Source organism: Streptomyces sp. NPDC057424 (genome assembly GCF_042803315.1).
GTDB lineage: Bacteria > Actinomycetota > Actinomycetes > Streptomycetales > Streptomycetaceae > Streptomyces.
In genome coordinates this window covers 1-20884 of record NZ_JBHVCP010000076.1, presented here as the reverse complement: position 1 = coordinate 20884, position 20884 = coordinate 1, and the positions used below count along the sequence as shown (strand labels likewise).

The window sequence follows — 20884 nt, the reverse complement described above, 5'->3', positions numbered from 1 at the left end:
CCGGTCAGCCCAGGATCCCCCGGTCGTACCCCACCGCCACCGCCGCCGCGCGGTCCTTGACGCCGAGCTTGGCGTAGAGGTGGGTGAGGTGGGTCTTCACGGTCGCCTCGCTGATGAACAGTTCGCGGGCGATCTCGCGGTTGGAGGTGCCCTTGGCCACCAGGGCCAGGACCTCGCGTTCGCGGGCGGAGAGCGGCTCGCTGCCGGGGACCCTGGGCGTGCGGACCGCGGAGACCAGGCGGGAGGCGACCGCCGGGGACAGGACCGTACGGCCTTCCGCCGCCGCCCGTACCGCCGTGAACAACTCCTCGCGCGGGGCGTCCTTCAGGAGGTAGCCCGTCGCGCCCGCCTCGATCGCGGGGAGGGTGTCGGAGTCGGTGTCGTAGGTGGTGAGGACGAGGACCTTGGCGCGGGCGCCGGTCCGGGTGAGTTCGCGGATGGCGTCCACTCCCCCGCCGCCCGGCATGCGCAGGTCCATCAGGACCACGTCCGGGTCGAGGCCCGCGGCGAGCGAAACCGCCACGACGCCGTTCGACGCCTCCCCCAGGACGCGGAAGCCCGGCGCGGACTCGAACATGCCGCGCAGGCCGTCCCGGACGACGGGGTGGTCGTCGACGATCAGCAGGGTGATCGGGGCGTCCCCCGTGGCGGCGTCGTCAGTCATGGCGGACCAACGGTACGCGAGCCGACACCGCCGTACCGTGGCCCGGCTCGGACTCGACGGTGAGGGAGCCGGCGATGCGTTCGGCGCGGGCGCACATGCCGGGCAGGCCGAAACCGCCGGTGCTGGTGCGTTCCCGCACGGCGCTCCGGTCGAAACCGCGGCCGTCGTCGCGGATGTCGAGGCTGACCTCGTCACCCATGAAGGACAGGGTGACGCCGACGCGGGTGGCGTGCGCGTGCCGTGCGGTGTTGGACAGGGCCTCCTGGGCGATGCGCAGCAGGGTGGCCGCGACCTCGTCGTGGAGGTGCTCGACCGTGCCCGTGACGGTGAACCGCGCGTGCACTCCCGTGCGTTCGGCCCATTCCGCCGCCGCCTTCTCCAAGGCCTCGGGGAGGCCGTCGTGCGCGAGGGCGACCGGGGCGAGGTTGTGCACGGAGCGGCGGGCCTCGCCGAGGCTGTGCCGGGCCAGGTCGGTCGCGCGGGCCGCGTGCTGACGGGCCAGGGCCGGGTCCGGGGTGTTCCCCACGACCTGGAGCTGGGCGATGATGCCGGTCAGCCCCTGGGCGATGGTGTCGTGGATCTCGGCGGCCAGCCGCCGGCGCTCGTCGGCGACCCCGGCCTCCCTGGCCTGCACCAGGAGCTGGGCGTGCAGGGCGGCGTTCTCGTCGAGGGCCTGCTGCAACGCCGCGTTGGTGCGCTCCAGTTCGGAGATGGTGGCGGTCTGGATGCGGGTGCGTTCCTCCTCCCGTGCGGCGAGCCGGCCGAAGACGATGATCAGCACGACGTGGACGCAGAGCAGTCCGCCGAACAACGTCCAGTGCAGAACCCCTCGCAGGGGCATGCCGGTGGCCTGGGAACCCGCGACGGTCACCGCGGTGGCCAGCAACCCGAGCTTGAGCACGCGGCCACGCAGCAGCCGTTCTGCACCGACGTATCCGGCGGCGCCGTAGAACGCGAAGAACGGGTTGCACCAGCTGAGCGCGAAGCCGAGCGCCCAGCGGGCGAAGTAGTAGCAGCCACCCGGCACCGACGGCGCCAGGGGCCGGTCACGGGACCACCGCCCCCAGGCCAGTTGCAGGACCATCGCGGCGCCGACCAGGACGACGGCGGTGTACCGCTCCGCCGTGCTCATGCCGACCACGTCGACGGTGGCCACGGCGAGCAGCGTGCCGGCCGCGAGCATCCCGTACGGTCCCCAGCGGAAGTACGCCGCCCACCGCTGCTCGACACCCGCCAGGTCCGTCATGCCCCCAGTGTCGGCCACGGTCCCGCTCCCTTCCGGACTCGCATCATTCCCAGCGGAACCAGCGGGCGGCCGACACCGAGAGCACCACCGTCCACGCCGCCAGCACGGCCAGGTGCCCCCAGCCCGGCCAGCCGTCCGCCGCGGCCTGGTCCAGGGCCCGAGCCGCGGCGCCGAACGGGGTGCACTGGACGATCCGGGCCAGCACGTCCGGCATCGCCTGCACCGGCACCCACACCCCGGCGCAGAACATCATGGGGAAGAAGACCGCGGTCCCGATCGCCGTGGCCATCTTCGTCGTGCGGGCCCGGGCCGCTACCACTGCTCCCAGCGAGAGGGCGGCGAGCACGGCGAGAAGCAGCGCGAGCAGGTACCCGAAGGGCTGCTCAGGCAGCCGTACGCCGAAGGCGAGTCGTCCGACCGTGAGGATGAGCAGCGCCGAGGCCAGCGCCGCGAGGCCGTTCACCAGCATCTGCGCGGCCAGCAGGGACGCGGGGCGTACGGGGGTCGTGGACAGCCGGCGCAGGATGCCGTTCTCGCGGTAGCCGGTCAGCGTCGGCGGCATCGCCTGCACACCGGCCATGATCAGCGCGATCAGCACGCTCACGGGCACGTAGACGTCGACGGTCCGCAGCCCGCCGAGCCCGTCCTGCGCCTCCCGGAAGGACGGCACGGACCCCAGGATGCCCAGGAGCAGGCTGGGGAACAGCAGGATCCAGAAGAGGTTGCCCGGCTCGCGGCGGAAGAGCCGGAACTCGCTGCGCAGCACAGCGGGGTTGATCGGGGCGGTGCTCATGCGGAGGCCTCCGTCAGGTCCAGGAACGCGTCGTCCAGCGTGACGTCGGTGACGCGGAGCTGGTGGGCGGTGATGTGGTGGCGGGCGAGCAGGGACAGCAGGGCATTGACGGTGTCGTCGGTGCCGGACAGCGTGATCCGGCCGTCCTTGTTCGCCATCCCGACCAGGGCGGGCAGCCCGTTCAGTTCACGGTCGTCCAGCGGTTCGGACGGGGTGAAGCTGATGACGGTGGCGCCCGCCGAGCGGCGGATCAGCCCGGCCGGGGTGTCCAGGGCGGCCACCCGGCCCCGGTCGATCAGCGCGATCCGGTCGCACAGCCGCTGCGCCTCCTCCATGAAGTGCGTGACGAGCAGGACGGTGACGCCCCGGGCGCGGATGTCCTCGATGAGCTGCCAGGTGTCGCGGCGGGCGCGCGGGTCGAGGCCGGTGGTGAGCTCGTCGAGGACCACGACCCGGGGGTCGCCGATCAGGGCGAGCGCGATGAACAGGCGCTGCTTCTGGCCACCGGAGAGCTTGGCGAACCGGGTGGACAGCTTCTCCTGGAGTCCGAGGCGTTCGGCCAGGGGGCGCCAGTCGGCAGAGGCCGGGTAGAACGCGGCGTACAACTCCAGCGCCTCACGGACCGTGAGTTTGGGCTGCAGTTGGCTCTCCTGGAGCTGGGCGCCCAGCACCCGGGCGACCCGCTCGTGGTCGGCGACGGGGTCGAGGCCGGTCACGCGGACGCGGCCGGAGTCGGGCACGCGCAGCCCTTCGACGCACTCCACGGTGGTGGTCTTCCCCGCGCCGTTCGGGCCGAGGATCCCGAAGATCTCCCCTTCCTCCACGGCGAAGGAGACACCGTCGACGGCGGGACGGCCCGCGTAGCTCTTGCGCAGCTCGGTGACTTCGATGACAGGTGCGGTCGGCATACGAAGAAGGGTTCCGGCGCGGCGGGGTTCGCCACATCGGCCGTCGCGCTCGAACGGACATCAACCGATCGGCTGATGCGGCGGTACGACCCGGCCGGTGGCGTCGTACGGCCCGTCGAACGCCCAGGTCGTAGGACCAACGACCGATTCCGGTCCGGCGGAAACTCGGTGGGCAGTGTCAGTGGCGATCCGTAGGCTCGCTGCTGATGGCCACCGCACCCGCCCCCGCCCAGGACCGTTCCGCCGTGCGTACGCTGCTGCGCCTGTGGCCGTACGTGCGGCCCGTGCGGGTGCGGCTGTTCACCGCCGCGTTCGTGGCGATAGTCGCCTCCTGCGTGGGCCTGGTGATCCCGCTCGTCCTGAAGTGGATGGTGGACGGGCCGATCGCCGGCCGGGACCCGGCGGGGGTGTGGCTCGGCGCGCTGTGTCTGCTGCTGCTCGGCTTGGCGGAGGCCCTGCTGTTCGGGCTGCGGCGGTGGCTGGTGGCCCGTCCGCTCTCGCACGTCGAGGCGTCGATGCGGGCGGGTCTGTACCGGCACCTCCAGCGGCTGCCGGTGGCCTTCCACGACCGGTGGGCCTCCGGGCAGTTGCTGTCCCGGGCGATGACGGACCTGATGCTGCTCCGCATGTTCCTCGCCTTCCCGCTGACGTTCCTGCTGGTCAACGGGGTGACGATCCTCGTCGGCGTGATCATCATGCTGCTCCAGGACTGGACGCTGGGGCTGGTCGTCCTCGGACCCTCCGTTCCCGTCATGGTCACCTGCGTGATCTTCGAGAAGCGCTACGCCAAGGTGGCCCGGCGCGCCCAGGACCAGGTCGGCGACCTGACCACGGTCGTCGAGGAGAGCGTGCTCGGCATCCGCATCATCAAGGGCTTCGGCCGCCACCGGAGCCAGGCGCGGGCCTTCCGGGACCTGTCGACGACGCTGCGCGGCACGGAACTGCGCAAGGCGCGGCTGCTGGCGACGATCTGGGGCGTCATCGTGACACTGCCGGAGGTCGCGATCGGGGCGGCGCTGGTCGTGGGAGTGGTCCAGGTGGCCGACGGTGCCCTGTCCGCGGGGACGCTGGTGGCGTTCCTGTCGACGGCACTGGCGTTGCGGTGGCCGGTGGAGTCGATCGGGTTCCTGCTGGCGATGAGCCAGGAGGCGGCGACGGCGACGGAGCGGTACTTCGAGGTCATGGACGAGGAGGTGGAGGGGGAGGGGGCCACCGCCGCCCCGGGCACCGGCCCGGTCAACGTCCGGGACAAGGGACTCCGCTTCCACGGGGTGCGGTTCCGCTACCCGGACGCCCCGCCCGACGCCCCGCCCGTCCTCCAGCACATCGACCTGCACATCCGTCCGGGCGAGTCCATGGCCCTGGTCGGGGCCACCGGCAGCGGCAAGACCACCCTCACCGCGCTCATCCCCCGCCTGTACGAACTGACCTCGGGCCGCATCACCCTCGACGGCGTCGACATCACGGACCTGTCGAGACAAGCGCTGCGCGCCAAGGTCGCCGTGGCCTTCGAGGAGCCCACGCTGTTCTCGGCCGCGGTCGGCGACAACGTTCTCATGGGGGCGAAGGACACCGCCGGCACCGCCGACCTGGAGCGTGCGCTCGCCGTCGCCCAGGCCGACTTCGTGCACGCCCTGCCCCAGGGGACGGACACCCAGGTGGGCGAACAGGGCCTCAGCCTCTCCGGTGGCCAGCGCCAGCGTCTCGCGCTCGCCCGGGCCGTCGTCGGGCAGCCCGAGTTCCTCGTCCTGGACGACCCGTTGTCGGCCCTGGACGTGCACACCGAGGCCGCCGTGGAGGCCGCCCTGCGGCAGGTCCTCGCGGACACCACCGCCCTGATCGTGGCGCACCGCCCGTCCACCGTGCTGCTCGCCGACCGCGTCGCCCTGCTGTCCGGCGGCCGGATCGCCGCGGTCGGCACCCACCACGAACTGCTGCGTACGAACGCCGAGTACGCGCATCTGATGTCAGGGGAAGAGGAGGGCGCACGATGACGGCGGCCACCGGCGCACCGGCCGACAGCCAACCCGACGACCAACCCGACGACCGACTCGACGACCGATCCGGCGACCGACTCGACGGCCGACCCACCGCCGCCGGCGACCTCTTCGACCAGGACCTCCTGCCCACACCGCCGGGCGCCACCGCAGCACTGCTGCGCTCCCTGCTCGCGCCCATGAAGGCCAGGGTCACGGTCACCACGCTCCTGCTGCTGCTCCAGCAGGCGGTCGTGCAGGCGGGCCCGCTGCTCGTGGCGTACGCCATCGACCGTGCCGTACCGGCGTTCCGGGCGCAGGACCACGGGCCGCTGATCGCGGTGGGCGTCGGCTATCTGGGGTGCGCGCTGGCCGCGGGCGGGCTGCAGTTCGCCTTCGTCGCCGCCGCGGCCCGGGTCAGCCAGGACGTGCTGCTCGATCTGCGCGGCCGGATCTTCCGCCACGCGCAGGCGCTGAGCGTCGACTTCCACGAGCGCTACACCTCGGGCCGGCTCATCTCCCGCTCCACCGCCGACGTGGAGTCGCTGCGCGAACTGCTGGACGAGGGCCTCCAGGAGCTCGTGACGGTCATCCTGTCCTTCGTCTACATCTCGGCGATGCTGCTCTGGCTCGACCTGGGCCTCGGGGGCGTGGCGGTGGCGTCCCTGGTGCCGCTCTACGCGCTCGTGCGGTGGTACCAGCGGCGGGCCGGCCGGGTGTACCGGGCGCGGTCGACCGCCATCGCGGCCGTCATCGTCAAGTTCGTCGAGACGATGAACGGCATCCGCCCGGTGCGCGCCTTCCGCCGCGAGGCCGCCAACGACGCGGACTTCGGTGTGCTCAACCGGCGGCACGAACGGGTCAACGGCGACGCGCTGCTGGAGATGGCCCGCTACGTCACCGGCTCGCGGCTGGTCGCCAACACGGCGGTAGCGGCGATCGTGCTGTGGGGCGCCTACCGGGTCGCGGACGGCACGCTGGCCCTCGGTGTGCTGGCGGCGGCCGTGCTGTACCTGCGGCGGCTGTACGACCCCATCGACCGGCTCGGGATGTTCCTGAACTCCTACCAGTCGGCGGCGGCCTCCCTGGAGAAGATCGCCGGCCTGCTCGCCCAGACCCCGTCGGTCCCCGAGCCGGCCACTCCCCGGCAGCTCCCGCCGCTCGAGAGCGAGCACCCCGGCCGCGAAGTGGTCTTCGACGGCGTCCGCTTCGGCTACCGCACCGGCGGCGAGGTGCTGCCCACGTTCGACCTCACCCTCCCGGCGGGGCAGACGGTCGCGGTCGTGGGCTCCACGGGCGCCGGCAAGTCGACGCTGGCCAAGCTGCTGGCCCGGTTCTACGACCCCTCGGGCGGCCGGGTGCTGCTGGACGGCGTCGATCTGCGCGACCTGGCCGTGCCCGACCTGCGGCGCGGGGTGGTCATGGTGACGCAGGAGTCGTTCCTGTTCTCCGGCACGGTCGCCGACAACATCGCGATCGGCCGCCCCGACGCCACCCGCGAGGAGATGGAGCAGGCGGCGAAGGAGATCGGCGCACACGACTTCATCAGCGCCCTGCCCGGCGGCTACGACACCGACGTCCGCAAGCGGGGCGGCCGCATCTCCGCCGGGCAGCGGCAACTGGTGGCGTTCGCACGGGCGCTGCTGGCCGACCCGGCGGTGCTCATCCTCGACGAGGCGACCAGCTCGCTGGACATCCCCGGGGAGCGTGCGGTGCAGCGGGCCATGACGACGGTGCTGAAGGGCCGTACGGCCGTGGTCATCGCGCACCGGCTGTCGACCGTCGAGATCGCGGACCGGGTCCTGGTGATGGAGCACGGCCGGATCGTGGAGGACGGCGAACCGGACGAACTCATCGCGGGTACGGGCAGGTTCGCGGATCTGCACCGGGCCTGGCGGGACAGTCTGGCGTAGGACGGCGGCGGCATGAAGGCGGGCGGATGATCGACGCGTACGAGGACCCCGGCACACCCGAGCACCGCGGCGGGGCCCGCTACCTGTGGTGGCTGGTCACCCGGCAGCCCGGGCGGTGTGCCGCCGGGGCGATGTTCGGCAGCGTGTGGATGGTGCTGCTGGCGGCGACGCCGTATCTGATGTCCCGGGCGATCGACGACGGACTGGGGCCCGGCGACATGGGCGCGCTGGCGCTCTGGAGCGGCGCGCTGTTCGCGGTGGGCGCCTTCAACGCCTGGCTGGGCATCATGCGCCACCGCACCATGACCCGGGTCCGGATGGACGCCAACTTCCGCACGGTGAAGGTCGTCGTCGGCCAGGCCGTCCGGCTCGGCTCCTCGCTGTCGCGGCAGATGGGCGCGGGAGAGGTCGTCACGATCGGCGTGGGTGACGTCCAGACGATCAGCCAGTCCCTGACGGTCGTCGGCCCCGGCGTGGGCGCGGTCGTGGCCTATCTGGTGGTCGCCGCCCTGCTGATCTCGGTCTCGCCGCTGCTCGCCGCGGTCGTCCTGCTCGGCATCCCGGTCATCGTCCTGCTGGTCGGCCCGCTGCTCGGCCGGCTGCAGGGCTCGGAGGCGGAGTACCGCGAACGCCAGGGCGTCCTGACGGCCCGCATCGGCGACCTCGCCGGCGGCCTGCGGGTCCTCGCCGGTCTGGGCGGCAAGGGCCTGGTCTCGGACGCCTTCCGCCGGGACTCCCAGCGGCTTCGTGAACAGGGCTACCGGGTCGGCGCGGTGACCAGCTGGGTCCAGGCCCTCGGCATCGGTCTGCCGACCCTGTTCCTGGCGGTGGTGACCTGGCTCGCGGCCCGCCTGGCCGCGCGGGGCCACATCACCGTGGGCGAGCTGGTGTCCGTCTACGGCTATGTGGCGGTCCTGGTGGGCCCGGTCGCCTTCTGGGTCGAGTGCGGCTACCAGATCAGCCGCGGTCTGGTGTGCGCCCGGCGGGTCGTACGCTTCCTGCGCCTGGAGCCGATGACCGACACCGGCACCCGGGACGCCCCGTCCGAGCCCTCGGTGCTGTACGACCCCGAGTCGGGCGTACGGATCCGGCCGGGCCGCCTGACGGCGCTGGTGGCGGAACACCCCGCCGATGCCACGGCGGTGGTGGACCGTCTGGCCCGCTACACCCCGTCGAGCGCCACGTGGGGCGGCACCCGCCTGGACGAGATCGCCCTGAGCCAGGTCAGGGCCCGCATCCTGCTGGCGGACCACGAGGCGGACCTGTTCGCAGGCTCCCTGGACCGGATGATCGGCGCTCGCGGCACGTCCCCGAGGGGCGCGGGGCCGTCTCCATGTGCGGCTCCGCCGCGGGGCGCGAACCACCACGACGCACCCGCGGACGCCGCACCACAGAACCCGGCAACCCAGAAGGCGCTGCACACCGCCGCGGCCGAAGACATCGTCCAAGGCCTCTCCGATGGCCTGAACACGCCGATGACCGCCCAGGCCCGCAACCTCTCCGGCGGCCAGCGCCAGCGCATCCGCCTGGCCAGAGCCCTTCTCGCCGACCCGGAGGTCCTCCTCACCGTCGAGCCCACCTCGGCCCTGGACGCCCACACGGAAGCCACGGTCGCGGCCCGGCTCGGCACGGCACGAAAGGGCTGCACCACGGTCGTCACCACCACCTCCCCCCTGGTCCTCGACCACACGGACACCGTCCACTTCCTGAAGGACGGCAAGGTCGTCGCCACCGGCACCCACCACGAACTCCTCGACACCGTCCCCGGCTACCGGTCCGTCGTCGCAAGGGACACCGAGGAGACCGAGAACATCGAGGAGCCCGAGGAGGCCCTGGGATGACCCGCACCCACCTCCCCGTCGCCGCACGGCAGGACGTCCGACGCGCGATGCTGGACCTCGTACGGGCGGACACCCGGGCCTTCGGCACGGTCCTCGGTCTCAACGCCCTGGCCGCCCTGGCCGGTCTGGCGGGACCGTGGCTGCTCGGCCGGATGATCGACCACGTCCGGGCAGGCCACGGCGTCGCAGCCGTGGACCGGCTCGCCCTCGCCCTCCTCCTGTGCGCCCTCGCCCAGTTGTTCCTGGCCCGCTGGGCCCGCTACGTGGGCCACCGCTTCGGCGAACGCACCCTCGCCCGTGTGCGGGAGAGGTTCGTGGACCGCGCCCTCGCCCTGCCCGCGTCGGTCGTGGAGCGCGCCGGCACGGGCGACCTCACCGCCCGCGGCACCTCGGACGTCACCACCGTCGGCACCACCCTGCGCGACGCCGGCCCGATCCTCCTCATCAACCTCGTCCAGTGCCTGTTCCTGGTCGGCGCGGTGTTCCTCCTGGACCCTCTGCTGGGCGCCCTCTGCGTGCTCGGACTGACACCGATCTGGCTGGCGTTGCGCTGGTACCTGCGCCGGGCCCGGGACGGCTATCTCGCCGAGGGCGCGGCCACCTCCGACGTCGCGGAGATCCTCGCGGCGACCGCGTCCGGCGCCCGCACGGTTGAGGCGTTCCGCCTCGAAAGGGAGCGCACGACCGCGAGCCGGGACGCCCTGGAGACATCCCGCCGGACCCGCTTCCACACGCTCTACCTGCGCAGTGTGTTCTTCCCGGCCGTGGAGGTGTCGTACATCCTCCCCGTGGCGGGGGTGCTGGTGATCGGCGGCGCGCTGCACTCCTCGGGCGCGATGAGTCTCGGGGCGGTGGTGGCGGCGGCCCTGTATCTGCACCAGCTGAGCGGCCCGCTGGACGAGATCCTGATGCGGGTCGAGCAACTGCAGAGCAGTGGCGCCTCGTTCGCCCGGGTGGAGGGACTGGCCCGGGCGCCGCGCGCCGCCGGTGAGGGCGAGGCTCCGGATCCGGACGGTGACCGGATCGACGTCCTCGGGGTGCGCTACGCGTACGACGGGGGCGTCGAAGTGCTGCGCGGCGTCGATCTGACGGTGCGTCCCGGGGAGCGGCTGGCCATGGTCGGGCCGTCCGGCGCCGGCAAGACCACGCTGAGCCGGCTGATGGCGGGCATCGACGCGCCGACCGCCGGCTCGGTGACGGTCGGTGGTGTGCCGGTCGTCGGGCTGGGGCCGGAGCGGCTGCGCCGCCAGGTCGTCCTGGTCACCCAGGAGCACCACGTGTTCCTGGGCTCGGTCCGCGACAACCTGCGGATCGCCGAACCCGCCGCCGGGGAGCAGGAGTTGTGGGAGGCGCTGGCCGTGGTCGACGCCGACGTCTGGGTGCGGAAGCTTCCGCAGGGGCTGGACGCCCGGCTGGGCCAGGGCGGTTGCCGTACCGACGGCTCGCAGGCCCAGCAACTCGCCCTGGCGCGGGTGGTGCTGGCGGACCCGCACACACTGATCCTCGACGAGGCGACCGCGCTGCTCGACCCGACGACCGCCCGGCACACCGAGCGGGCCCTGGCCGCGGTCCTCGAAGGGCGCACCGTCATCGCCGTCGCGCACCGGCTGCACACCGCGCACGACGCCGACCGGGTGGCGGTGATGGAGGACGGCCGCCTGACCGAACTCGGCACGCACGACGAGCTGGTGGCGGCCGGCGGGGCCTACGCGGCGCTGTGGCACTCCTGGCACGGGGACCTGCCCGGGGGCGGGGAAGCGTCCGTATAGCGAACATGAACTTCCGGACAACGGACCATTTCCGGCCATACTTTTGACGCGGTCCTGACAGAAAGCGCCCTCCCCTGCCACGCTTCCCACGACTGCTGCACAGGAACCCCACAGCAACACCTCCACCTCCCCAGGCCGGGCGACCCCCGGTCCCGCAGAAGGAGTCAGTGTTGAGAAGCAGTTCCTCACGAAGAGGCACCTCCCACAGACGCACTCCCCACACCCCCCGCCGCACCGCGGCCGTGGCCCTCGCCGGCGTCGCCGCGCTGATGGCCGCCGCCGTCCAGAGCGGCACCGCCGTCGCAGCCCCGGAGAAGGCACCGTCGGCCGCGAGCAAGGCGAACCCCGGCTCGGAGCTGGTCAAGCTCACCCCCGCCCAGCGCGCCGCACTGATCCGCGACGCCGAGGCCGCCAGGACCGAGACCGCGAAGGACCTCGGCCTCGGCGCCAAGGAGAAGCTGGTCGTCCGCGACGCCCTGAAGGACCGCGACGGCACCGTGCACACGCGCTACGAGCGCACCTACGACGGTCTGCCGGTCCTCGGCGGCGACCTGGTCGTGGAGAGCACGAAGGCGGACGCCACCGCGGCCGTCGTGAAGGCCACCCGGGCCGCCATCAAGCCGGCCACGACGAAGACCGCGGTGCCCGCCGCGAAGGCCCGGCAGCAGGCCCTGACCGCCGGGAAGGCCGAGGAGGCCAAGAGCCCCGGCATCAACCGCGAGCCCCGCAAGGTGATCTGGGCCGCGAACGGCAAGCCGGTCGTTGCCTACGAGACGGTCGTCGGGGGCTTCCAGCACGACGGCACCCCGCAGGAACTGCACGTCGTCACCGACGCCACCACCGGCGAGAAGCTGTACGAGTGGGAGGCGATCGAGACCGGCACCGGCAACACCGTGTACTCCGGCACGGTCGACCTCACCACCACCCGGTCCGGGTCGACGTACAACCTCACCGACGGCGCCCGCGGCAACCACAAGACGTACAACCTCAACCGCGGCACATCCGGCACCGGCACCCTGTTCTCCGGCCCGGACGACGTCTGGGGCAACGGCACCCCGTCCAATTTGGAGTCCGCAGGTGCCGACGCGCACTACGGTGCCGCCCTGACCTGGGACTACTACAAGAACGTGCACGGCCGCTCCGGCATCCGCGGCGACGGCGTGGGCGCGTACTCCCGGGTCCACTACGGCAACAACTACGTCAACGCCTTCTGGTCGGACAGCTGCTTCTGCATGACCTACGGCGACGGTTCGGGCAACGCGAACCCGCTGACGTCGATCGACGTGGCCGCGCACGAGATGACCCACGGGCTCACCTCGAACACCGCCGGCCTCAACTACAGCGGCGAGTCCGGCGGTCTGAACGAGGCGACCTCCGACATCTTCGGCGCGACCGTCGAGTTCTACGCGGACAACTCCTCCGACGTCGGTGACTACCTCATCGGCGAGGAGATCGACATCAACGGCGACGGCACGCCGCTGCGCTACATGGACAAGCCCAGCAAGGACGGCTCGTCCAAGGACAGCTGGTACTCGGGCATCGGCTCGATCGACGTGCACTACTCGTCCGGCCCGGCGAACCACTTCTTCTACCTGCTGAGCGAGGGCAGCGGCACCAAGACCATCAACGGTGTCACGTACAACTCGCCCACCTCGGACGGCCTTCCGGTCACCGGCATCGGCCGGGGCAAGGCGGAGAAGATCTGGTTCCGCGCGCTCACCACGAAGTTCACCTCGACCACCAACTACGCGGGCGCCCGCACCGGCACCCTCGCGGCCACCGGTGAGCTCTACGGCACGGACAGCGCCGAGTACAAGGCGGTCCAGGACGCGTGGGCGGGCGTCAACGTCGGCACCCGCTCCGGCGGCGGAGGCGGCGGAGGCACGTCCTTCGAGAACACCGCCGACGTGGCGATCCCGGACCGGGGCGCCGCGGTCACCTCGTCGGTCACCGTCTCCGGACGGACGGGCAACGCGCCGTCCAACCTCCAGGTCGCGGTGGACATCGTCCACACGTACATCGGTGACCTCAAGGTGGAGCTGGTCGCCCCCGACGGCACGGCGTACACGCTGAAGGGGTACGGCACCGGCGGCAGTGCGGACAACATCGACACCACGTACACGGTGAACGCGTCCTCCGAGGTGGCCAACGGCGTCTGGAAGCTGCGGGTGCAGGACAACGCGGCCATCGACACCGGCTACATCAACAGCTGGAAGCTGACCTTCCCGTAGGCCCATAGGCCCGTAGACAGCCGACCCGTAGACAGTCGGCCGTAGGTCCGTCCGCCCGTGGACCCGCAGGTCCGCAGGCCCTCAAGTCAGGGCGCCGCCCCGGTGGGTTCGAATCCCCCGGGGCGGCGTCCGTTTCGCAGGCCCTCGCGTACATCTCGTCGTCGATTTCCGGCCAACATCACGCCCACTCCTGACATGTACGCGTCCCTAGTGCCACTCTTCCCCCACGCCGCACAGCACCGCAGCACTTCCCCCACATCGAGGAGCTTGTGTGTCCACCTCTGTCTACGCGCGTCAAAAGCGCGCCACGCTGGCCATCGCCACCGCCGTCGCCGCCGGTGCCCTGCTCACCACCGGCCTGACCTCCGGCAGCAGCGTCGCCGCGGACTCCGCGAGCAAGCCGGCCCTCGCCGCCGCCCCCGTCCTCCTCTCCGCGCCCGCCCGCACCGCGCTCATCCAGGAGCAGCAGGCGGACGCCACGCGGACCGCGGACGAGATAGGCCTCGGCGCCCAGGAGAAGCTGGTCGTCAAGGACGTCGTGAAGGACGCCGACGGCTCGGTCCACACCCGCTACGAGCGCACCTACGCGGGCCTGCCGGTCCTCGGCGGCGACCTCGTGGTGCACGAGTCGGAGTCCGGCGCGACCAAGGGCGTCACCAGAGCCACCAAGGCGGCCCTGAAGGTCGCCTCGCTCAAGCCCGCGGTCACCGCCGCCAAGGCCGAGAAGCAGGCCGTGACTCTCGCCAAGGCGGCCGGCTCGGCCAGGACCGAGGCGGACTCGGCTCCCCGCAAGGTGATCTGGGCGGCCGACGGCAAGCCGGTCCTCGCCTACGAGACCGTCGTCGGCGGCCTCCAGGAGGACGGCACCCCGAACGAGCTGCACGTCGTCACCGACGCCGCGACCGGCGAGAAGCTCTACGAGTACCAGGGCATCGAGACCGGCACCGGCAACACCACGTACAGCGGCAAGGTCACCATCGGCACCACCAAGTCCGGGTCGTCCTACAACCTGACGGACGTCACCCGCGGCGGCCACAAGACGTACAACCTGAACCGCGGCACCTCCGGCACCGGCACCCTCTTCTCCGGCTCCGACGACGTCTGGGGCAACGGCAGCCCCACCAACCCGGAGACCGCCGCCGCCGACGCCCACTACGGCGCCCAGGTGACCTGGGACTTCTACAAGAACACCTTCGGCCGCAGCGGCATCCGCAACGACGGCAAGGCGGCCTACTCGCGCGTCCACTACGGCAACAACTTCAACAACGCCTTCTGGTCGGACAGCTGCTTCTGCATGACCTACGGCGACGGCTCGGGCAACACCCGCCCGCTGACCTCGCTCGACGTGGCCGCCCACGAGATGAGCCACGGCCTGACGTCGGCCACGGCACGCCTCAACTACAGCGGTGAGTCCGGCGGCCTCAACGAGGCGACCAGCGATATCTTCGCCGCGGGCGCGGAGTTCTACGCCAGCAACTCCTCCGACGTCGGTGACTACCTCATCGGTGAGAAGATCGACATCAACGGCGACGGCACCCCGCTGCGCTACATGGACAAGCCCAGCAAGGACGGCGACTCCGCCGACGCCTGGTCCTCCAGCCTCGGCAGCCTGGACGTCCACTACTCCTCCGGCCCCGCCAACCACTTCTTCTACCTGCTGTCCGAGGGCAGCGGCTCGAAGACGATCAACGGCGTGACCTACAACTCGCCCACGTCCAACGGCTCCACGGTCACCGGCATCGGCCGGACCAAGGCGCTGCAGATCTGGTACAAGGCGCTGACCACGTACATGACGTCGACGACCAAGTACGCGCAGGCCCGTACGGCGACCCTGAACGCGGCCTCGGCGCTGTACGGCGCGTCCAGCACCGAGTACAAGGCGGTCGCGGCCGCCTGGTCGGCCGTCAACGTCGGCTGACCGAAGCACGACCCATGGGCGGTACCCGGAGCGAAGGCAGGTCCGGGTATCGCCTTACTCTTGGTGACCATGTCTTCGGAAGACTTCACCTACGCCGATGTCGGCGCCACCCGTGACGAGGGCTTCTGCCCGCCGGGCTTCCACGCCATGAACGTACGCACCCGCCTCGGCGAGGGCGAGGAGGTCTTCCACCGGGCCTCGGAGGCCGTCCTCACCTGGGAGATGCACCGCGCGATGGGCGTCGGCCTGGACGCGAGCGCGGAACGAGCCGCCCCCGGCGTCGACGTCACCGTCACCCTCGCCGGCATGATCAAGGCCCCCTGCCGCGTGGTCTGGACGGTCGAGGAACCCCGTCGTGCCGGCTGGGCCTACGGCACCCTGACCGGCCACCCCGAGTCCGGCGAGGAGTCCTTCGTGGTCGACCGCACGGGCGACGGCACGGTCTGGCTGACGGTGAACGCGTTCAGCCGCGCGGCCAAGTGGTACGCGAGGGCCGGCGGCCCGGCGACCCGGGGCATCCAGCACGCCTATGCCCGTCGGTGCGGCGCCGTCTTGCGGAACTTGTCAACACAGGGTGGTGAGTCCGCTTAAGGAGCGCGGGGAACTGCGCCACAGGCCCCCGCGCACCCGCAGACGGCGAACTCACCGCATCAACAACCCCGCAGCCGCCACCAGCTCCTCGGACGGCCCCGCCACCAGCCCCAGCTCCGCGCTGGAAGCCAAAAGCCGATGCGCGGGAAGAATCCGCACCGTGTACCCGAAAGGCCCGGTGCGATCCAGCGACAAGGGCCCTTCGTACACCCAGCGCCCGTCCTGGTCAGGCACGCCCACCGGCTTCAGGGGAACGACCGTCGCGTCACCGATCCGGTCCTCCTCGTCCACCCGCCCCGAGACCACCTGCACCTCGACGTCGTCCGGTCCGAGATCCCCGAGCCCGACCCGCACACGGAGCCCCAGCGTCGTGCCCAGTTCCGCCAGCGCCGCCGCCGCGGACGTCTCCACGTGGTCGACCGTGACCCCCGGCCAGGCCGCCCGCACCCGTCCCTTCCACTCGGCGAGTTCCCGCGCCGAGTCCGGCGCCAGCGAGCGGTGGGCGAGCGCCGCCGGCGCGTAGAGCCGTTCCACGTACTCGCGGACCATCCGCCCTGCCAGCACCTTCGGCCCGAGCAGGCTCAGCGTGTGCCGGACCATCTCGATCCACCGGTCGGGCAGCCCGCTCCGCCCGCGCTCGTAGAAGCGGGGGGTCACCCGCTGCTCCAGCAGGTCGTACAGCGCCGCGGCCTCTATGTCGTCGCGGTGGTCCGGGTCGGTCCCGACACCGTCGGCCGTGGGAACGGCCCAGCCGAAGTCGGGCTGGAACCACTCGTCCCACCAGCCGTCGAGGACGGACAGATTGAGACATCCGTTGAGCGCGGCCTTCATGCCGGACGTGCCACAGGCCTCCAGCGGCCTGAGCGGGTTGTTCAGCCAGATGTCGCAGCCGGGGTACAGCTTCTGCGCCATCGCCATGCCGTAGTCCGGCAGGAACACGATCCGGTGGCGCACCCGTGGATCGTCCGCGAACCGCACCAGCTCCTGCACCAGCCGCTTACCGCCGTCGTCCGCGGGGTGCGCCTTGCCCGCCACGACGATCTGCACCGGCCGCTCGGGGTGCAGCAGCAGGTCCATCAGCCGGTCCCGGTCGCGCAGCATCAGCGTCAGGCGCTTGTACGACGGGACGCGCCGGGCGAAGCCGATGGTGAGGACGTCCGGGTCGAGCACCCCGTCGACCCAGCCCAGTTCGGCGGTGTGGGCGCCGCGCTGCCGCCAGGAGGCCCGCAGCCGCTCCCGCACCTCGGTCACGAGTTGCTCGCGCAGCACCCGCCGCAGGTCGAAGATGTCCTGGTCGGGGATGTCGGCGACCGCGTCCCAGCGGTCCGAGCCGCCGATGGTCAGGGCGTCCTCGGCGCGCTGTGCGCCGATCTGCCGGGCGCCGAGCCGGAACACCTCGGGGGCGACCCAGGTGGGCGCGTGCACCCCGTTGGTCACGGACGTGATCGGCACCTCGTCGGCGTCGAAGCCGGGCCACAGGCCGGAGAACATCTCGCGGCTGACGTTGCCGTGCAGCAGGGAGACCCCGTTGGCGCGCTGGGCCAGGCGCAGGCCCATCACGGCCATGTTGAAGAGGTTGGGCTCCCCGCCGGGGTAGGTCTCCATGCCCAGCCGGAGGACGCGCTCGACGTCGATGCGGGGCAGCTCGGCGTCGGGGCCGAAGTGGCGGGCGACCAGCTCGCGGTCGAAGCGGTCGATGCCGGCCGGGACGGGGGTGTGGGTGGTGAACACGGTCCCGGCGCGGACCGACTCCAGGGCGGAGTCGAAGTCCAGGCCGTCCGCGCAGAGTTCGGCGATCCGCTCCAGCCCGAGGAACCCGGCGTGCCCCTCGTTGGTGTGGAACACCTCCGGCCCGGGGTGGCCGGTCAGCCGGCAGTACGTCCGTACCGCCCGGACCCCTCCTATGCCGAGGAGCATCTCCTGGAGCAGCCGGTGCTCGCTGCCGCCGCCGTAGAGCCGGTCGGTCACACCGCGCTCGCCGAGGTCGTTCTCCTCGACGTCGGAGTCCAGCATCAGCAGCGGGACCCGGCCGACCTGCGCCAGCCAGATCCGGGCGTGCAGCTGCTTGCCGCCGGGCAGGGCGAGGGCGACCTGGGCGGGGGTGCCGTCGGGCTCCTCGAGCTGGACGACGGGCAGCTCGTTGGGGTCGAGGACGGGGTAGTGCTCCTGCTGCCAGCCGTCGCGGGACAAGGTCTGGCGGAAGTAGCCGTGCCGGTAGAGCAGGCCGACGCCGATCAGCGGGACGCCGAGGTCGCTGGCCGCCTTGAGGTGGTCGCCGGCCAGGATGCCGAGGCCGCCGGAGTACTGGGGCAGGGCGGCCGTGATGCCGAACTCGGGTGAGAAGTAGGCAATGGCGGCGGGCAGTTCCTCGGGCTGGGTCTGGTACCAGCGGTCGCCGGTCGTGTAGTCGTGCAGATCGCCCGCGACCGCGGCGAGGCGGCGCAGGAACGGGCGGTCTCCGGCCAGCTCCGCCAGCCGCGCGGGCGGCACGCTGCCGAGCAGCCGGACGGGGTCGCCGCCCGAGGCGGCCCACCGCTCGGGGTCGACGGACCGGAACAGGTCACGGGTCTCCGCGTGCCACGACCAGCGCAGGTTGCGGGCCAGATCGCTGAGCGGCCGGAGGGGGTCGGGGAGAACGGGTCGGACGGTGAATCGACGGATCGCCTTCACGGGTTCCACCTCGGCGCGTTCGCTGGATTTCGCAGGGCTTCGACGACGTCTCCTACGACAGTACCGGCGTCGGCGCCTCCGCCGCTGAAGCTCCGCCAGCCGCCCCCCGATCGGCCTGAACAGCACCATCGGCGGATATGGCCGATTCCGCCCCCATAGGCGTCCTTGTGGTGCTTCACGCACCACGAGAGGCTGCCTCTGGCGTACCGGCCCGCGCCCGCCGCACGCGGCGCCGCGCGGCAGCCGTACGCCGCCTCGAGGAGGGGAACTCGGACCATGGCTCGGACGCGCGAGCGGCGTCTGCGCCGGACGGGGTGCCTGGCCGCGGCGATCTGCGCCGCGGCGTTTTCGGCCACCACCCTGCCCGCGCACGCCGTACCGGAGGGGCGGATACTCGGCGCCGGATCACCCGGCTCCGTGCACGGAAGTTACCTGGTGACACTGAAGGAGGGCACCGGAGCCCGGTCGTCGGCCGGAAGGGGCCTCGCCGGACAGTACGGGGTGGAGATCAGCCACACCTACGGCACGGTCCTGAACGGCTACGCGGTCCGGGCGGACGAGAGACAGGCCGGGCGGCTGGCCGCCGATCCGCGGGTCGCCTCGGTCGTCCAGGACACTCGCGTACGGCTCGACGGCACCCAGCGGAACCCGCCGTCCTGGGGGCTGGACCGCGTAGACCAGCCGAAGCTGCCGCTGGACCGGAGCTACACCTGGCCCCGGCCGGCCGGCGCGGGGGTGACGGTGTACGTGATCGACACCGGCGTCCGGACGACTCACGAGGACTTCGCCGGCCGGGCGGGCCACGGCTGGGACTTCGTCGGGAACGACAGGGTCGCCTCGGACGCCAACGGCCACGGCACGCATGTCGCCGGCACGGTCGCGGGGACGGCCCACGGCATCGCCAAGAAGGCCCGGATCGTCTCCGTGCGCGTCCTCGACGCCGCGGGCGCCGGCACCACGGCCCGGGTGATCGCCGGGATCGACTGGGTGACCCGGCACGCGAAGAAGCCCGCGGTCGCCAACCTCAGCCTGGGCGGCCCGCGCAACGACCGGCTGGACGCCGCCGTCCGGGCCTCCATCGCCTCCGGCGTCACCTACACGGTCGCCGCGGGCAACGACGGCAGGCCGGCCGGCCTGTACTCCCCGGGCGGCGTCAGGCAGGCCGTCACGGTCGGCGCGACCGGCCGGGGGGATAGGAAACCGGCCTTCTCCAACCACGGTCCGGCCCTCGATCTGTTCGCTCCGGGCGTCGGTATCACCTCCGCCTCCGCAGCGAGCGACACCGCGCGGGCCACCTACTCGGGTACCTCGATGGCGTCCCCGCATGCCGCGGGCGCCGCCGCGCTCTATCTGGCGGATCATCCGAAAGCGACTCCGGCCCAGGTCGGGAGGGCCTTGACCGCCGGAGCGGCGACCGGGAAGGTCTCCGGCCGGGGCGTCGGTTCACCGGACAAGTTACTGCGGGTGCCGCGCGGGTAGGGCGAAGGAGCAGCCACGCCAGGGGGCCGGCCTCGTCCGTCGCGGACGAGGCCGGTCTTGTGTGTCGACATACGCGTGAGTAGTTAACAAAGTGCCGGATTGCCCACCCGAATAGGGTGGGAAGGCTCCTGCGGGTACCCCTCACAGGAGCACCATGCAGGACCCACCTCCCCACAGACATCCGCCCACCCACGTTGACGCGGACAGGAGCGGTCATGCCCGCCAAGCACCACTCGCCAGCACCCCCCAGTCGCCGCACCACCGGGGCGCGCGCGCCCGGCGGCGAAGCACGCCCCGCGCGCCCGGCCGACGCCGGTCCACCGGCGTCGCCACCACCACCCGTGAGCGACGCGACCGCCGTCGGGCGCATACCCGTACTGGATGTCCGCCCGGTCGTCCAGCAGGGACGCCGGCCGGCGAAGGCCGTCACCGGCGAGACCTTCGAGATCTCCGCGACCGTTTTCCGGGAGGGGCACGACGCGGTCGCCGCCAACGCGGTCCTGAAGGACCCCGAGGGCCGCCCCGGCCCGTGGACACCGATGCGGGAGCTGGCCCCGGGGACGGACCGGTGGGGCGCGACGGTCACCGCCGGGGAACCCGGCCTGTGGACGTTCACCGTCGAGGCATGGGGGGACCCGGTCGGTACCTGGCGCCATCACGCCGAGATCAAGATCCCGGCGGGCATGGACACGGACGTCGTCCTGGAGGAGGGCGCGCGTCTGTACGAGCGGGCGGCCGCCGGTGTGCCCGAGGAGGAGGGACTGCGCGACGTGATCCTCACCGCCGTCGACGCCCTGCGGGACGAGGGCCGTCCCGCGGCGTCTCGTCTGGCGGCGGCGTTGACGCCGGAGGTGGACGAGGTCCTGGGCCGGCATCCGCTGCGGG

Annotated in this window: 14 protein-coding genes; 9 read left to right on the top strand and 5 right to left on the bottom strand. The window is 72.2% G+C overall.

Annotated elements, in window-relative coordinates:
• Nucleotides 1-4 precede the first annotated feature (4 nt).
• Genes ACFU3E_RS34920 through ACFU3E_RS34905 form a run of 4 tightly spaced genes read right to left on the bottom strand, consistent with a single transcriptional unit; the run spans nucleotide 5 to nucleotide 3611 of the window.
• On the bottom strand, nucleotides 5-664 hold the full coding sequence (locus tag ACFU3E_RS34920; protein WP_384167693.1) for a response regulator: 660 nt from the start codon (nucleotides 662-664) through the stop codon (nucleotides 5-7).
• A complete protein-coding gene (locus ACFU3E_RS34915) occupies nucleotides 657-1910 on the bottom strand; it encodes a sensor histidine kinase (protein WP_384167712.1) in 1254 nt (417 codons plus the stop codon). Before ACFU3E_RS34915 ends, ACFU3E_RS34920 begins: the two co-directional genes overlap by 8 nt.
• Before the next feature lie 43 nt (nucleotides 1911-1953).
• Entirely contained in the window at nucleotides 1954-2703 is a 750-nt protein-coding gene (locus ACFU3E_RS34910; protein ID WP_384167690.1) for an ABC transporter permease, read from the bottom strand.
• On the bottom strand, nucleotides 2700-3611 hold the full coding sequence (locus ACFU3E_RS34905) for an ABC transporter ATP-binding protein (protein WP_384167687.1): 912 nt from the start codon (nucleotides 3609-3611) through the stop codon (nucleotides 2700-2702). The genes ACFU3E_RS34910 and ACFU3E_RS34905 overlap by 4 nt, the downstream gene beginning before the upstream one ends.
• Nucleotides 3612-3817: 206 nt before the next feature.
• Here ACFU3E_RS34905 and ACFU3E_RS34900 point away from each other — a divergent pair, with 206 nt between their 5' ends.
• The 7 genes from ACFU3E_RS34900 to ACFU3E_RS34870 all read left to right on the top strand — a co-directional run bounded on the left by ACFU3E_RS34900 (nucleotide 3818) and on the right by ACFU3E_RS34870 (nucleotide 15850).
• On the top strand, nucleotides 3818-5605 hold the full coding sequence (locus ACFU3E_RS34900) for an ABC transporter ATP-binding protein (protein WP_384167684.1): 1788 nt from the start codon (nucleotides 3818-3820) through the stop codon (nucleotides 5603-5605).
• Complete coding sequence (locus ACFU3E_RS34895; protein WP_384167681.1) at nucleotides 5602-7500, top strand: ABC transporter ATP-binding protein; 1899 nt, start codon at nucleotides 5602-5604, stop codon at nucleotides 7498-7500. The genes ACFU3E_RS34900 and ACFU3E_RS34895 overlap by 4 nt, the downstream gene beginning before the upstream one ends.
• A 26-nt stretch (nucleotides 7501-7526) precedes the next feature.
• The gene (locus tag ACFU3E_RS34890; RefSeq protein WP_384167678.1) at nucleotides 7527-9341 is read left to right on the top strand and encodes an ABC transporter transmembrane domain-containing protein; all 1815 of its coding nucleotides are present in this window, start codon (nucleotides 7527-7529) and stop codon (nucleotides 9339-9341) included.
• On the top strand, nucleotides 9338-11110 hold the full coding sequence (locus tag ACFU3E_RS34885) for an ABC transporter ATP-binding protein (protein ID WP_384167675.1): 1773 nt from the start codon (nucleotides 9338-9340) through the stop codon (nucleotides 11108-11110). Before ACFU3E_RS34890 ends, ACFU3E_RS34885 begins: the two co-directional genes overlap by 4 nt.
• Nucleotides 11111-11280: 170 nt before the next feature.
• Nucleotides 11281-13341, top strand: coding sequence for a M4 family metallopeptidase (locus ACFU3E_RS34880; protein ID WP_384167673.1), 2061 nt, complete (start codon nucleotides 11281-11283; stop codon nucleotides 13339-13341).
• A 271-nt stretch (nucleotides 13342-13612) separates the two neighbouring features.
• Complete coding sequence (locus tag ACFU3E_RS34875; RefSeq protein ID WP_384167670.1) at nucleotides 13613-15259, top strand: M4 family metallopeptidase; 1647 nt, start codon at nucleotides 13613-13615, stop codon at nucleotides 15257-15259.
• Between the two features lie 69 nt (nucleotides 15260-15328).
• Complete coding sequence (locus ACFU3E_RS34870) at nucleotides 15329-15850, top strand: DUF1990 family protein (protein ID WP_384167668.1); 522 nt, start codon at nucleotides 15329-15331, stop codon at nucleotides 15848-15850.
• Between the two features lie 51 nt (nucleotides 15851-15901).
• Here ACFU3E_RS34870 and ACFU3E_RS34865 read toward each other — a convergent pair whose 3' ends face one another.
• Nucleotides 15902-18520: a glycosyltransferase family 1 protein gene (locus tag ACFU3E_RS34865; protein WP_384167665.1), complete on the bottom strand. Its 2619-nt coding sequence runs from the start codon at nucleotides 18518-18520 to the stop codon at nucleotides 15902-15904.
• A gap of 276 nt (nucleotides 18521-18796) precedes the next feature.
• On the opposite strand from ACFU3E_RS34865, the gene ACFU3E_RS34860 reads away from it, so the two are divergent.
• Both ACFU3E_RS34860 and ACFU3E_RS34855 read left to right on the top strand, forming a co-directional pair.
• Nucleotides 18797-19999 (top strand): S8 family peptidase, encoded by a 1203-nt coding sequence (locus tag ACFU3E_RS34860; protein WP_384167662.1) that lies wholly within the window; start codon nucleotides 18797-18799, stop codon nucleotides 19997-19999.
• Between the two features lie 215 nt (nucleotides 20000-20214).
• Nucleotides 20215-20884, top strand: a 670-nt coding sequence (locus ACFU3E_RS34855; protein ID WP_384167659.1) for a maltotransferase domain-containing protein, incomplete at its 3' end; no start/stop codon positions are given.

Bases quoted from the DNA above. Each gene is read 5' to 3' on its own strand.
- ACFU3E_RS34920 (WP_384167693.1), bottom strand. From the start codon at position 664: ATGACTGACGACGCCGCCACGGGGGACGCCCCGATCACCCTGCTGATC.
- ACFU3E_RS34915 (WP_384167712.1), bottom strand. From the start codon at position 1,910: ATGACGGACCTGGCGGGTGTCGAGCAGCGGTGGGCGGCGTACTTCCGC.
- ACFU3E_RS34910 (WP_384167690.1), bottom strand. From the start codon at position 2,703: ATGAGCACCGCCCCGATCAACCCCGCTGTGCTGCGCAGCGAGTTCCGG.
- ACFU3E_RS34905 (WP_384167687.1), bottom strand. From the start codon at position 3,611: ATGCCGACCGCACCTGTCATCGAAGTCACCGAGCTGCGCAAGAGCTAC.
- ACFU3E_RS34900 (WP_384167684.1), top strand. From the start codon at position 3,818: ATGGCCACCGCACCCGCCCCCGCCCAGGACCGTTCCGCCGTGCGTACG.
- ACFU3E_RS34895 (WP_384167681.1), top strand. From the start codon at position 5,602: ATGACGGCGGCCACCGGCGCACCGGCCGACAGCCAACCCGACGACCAA.
- ACFU3E_RS34890 (WP_384167678.1), top strand. From the start codon at position 7,527: ATGATCGACGCGTACGAGGACCCCGGCACACCCGAGCACCGCGGCGGG.
- ACFU3E_RS34885 (WP_384167675.1), top strand. From the start codon at position 9,338: ATGACCCGCACCCACCTCCCCGTCGCCGCACGGCAGGACGTCCGACGC.
- ACFU3E_RS34870 (WP_384167668.1), top strand. From the start codon at position 15,329: ATGTCTTCGGAAGACTTCACCTACGCCGATGTCGGCGCCACCCGTGAC.
- ACFU3E_RS34860 (WP_384167662.1), top strand. From the start codon at position 18,797: ATGGCTCGGACGCGCGAGCGGCGTCTGCGCCGGACGGGGTGCCTGGCC.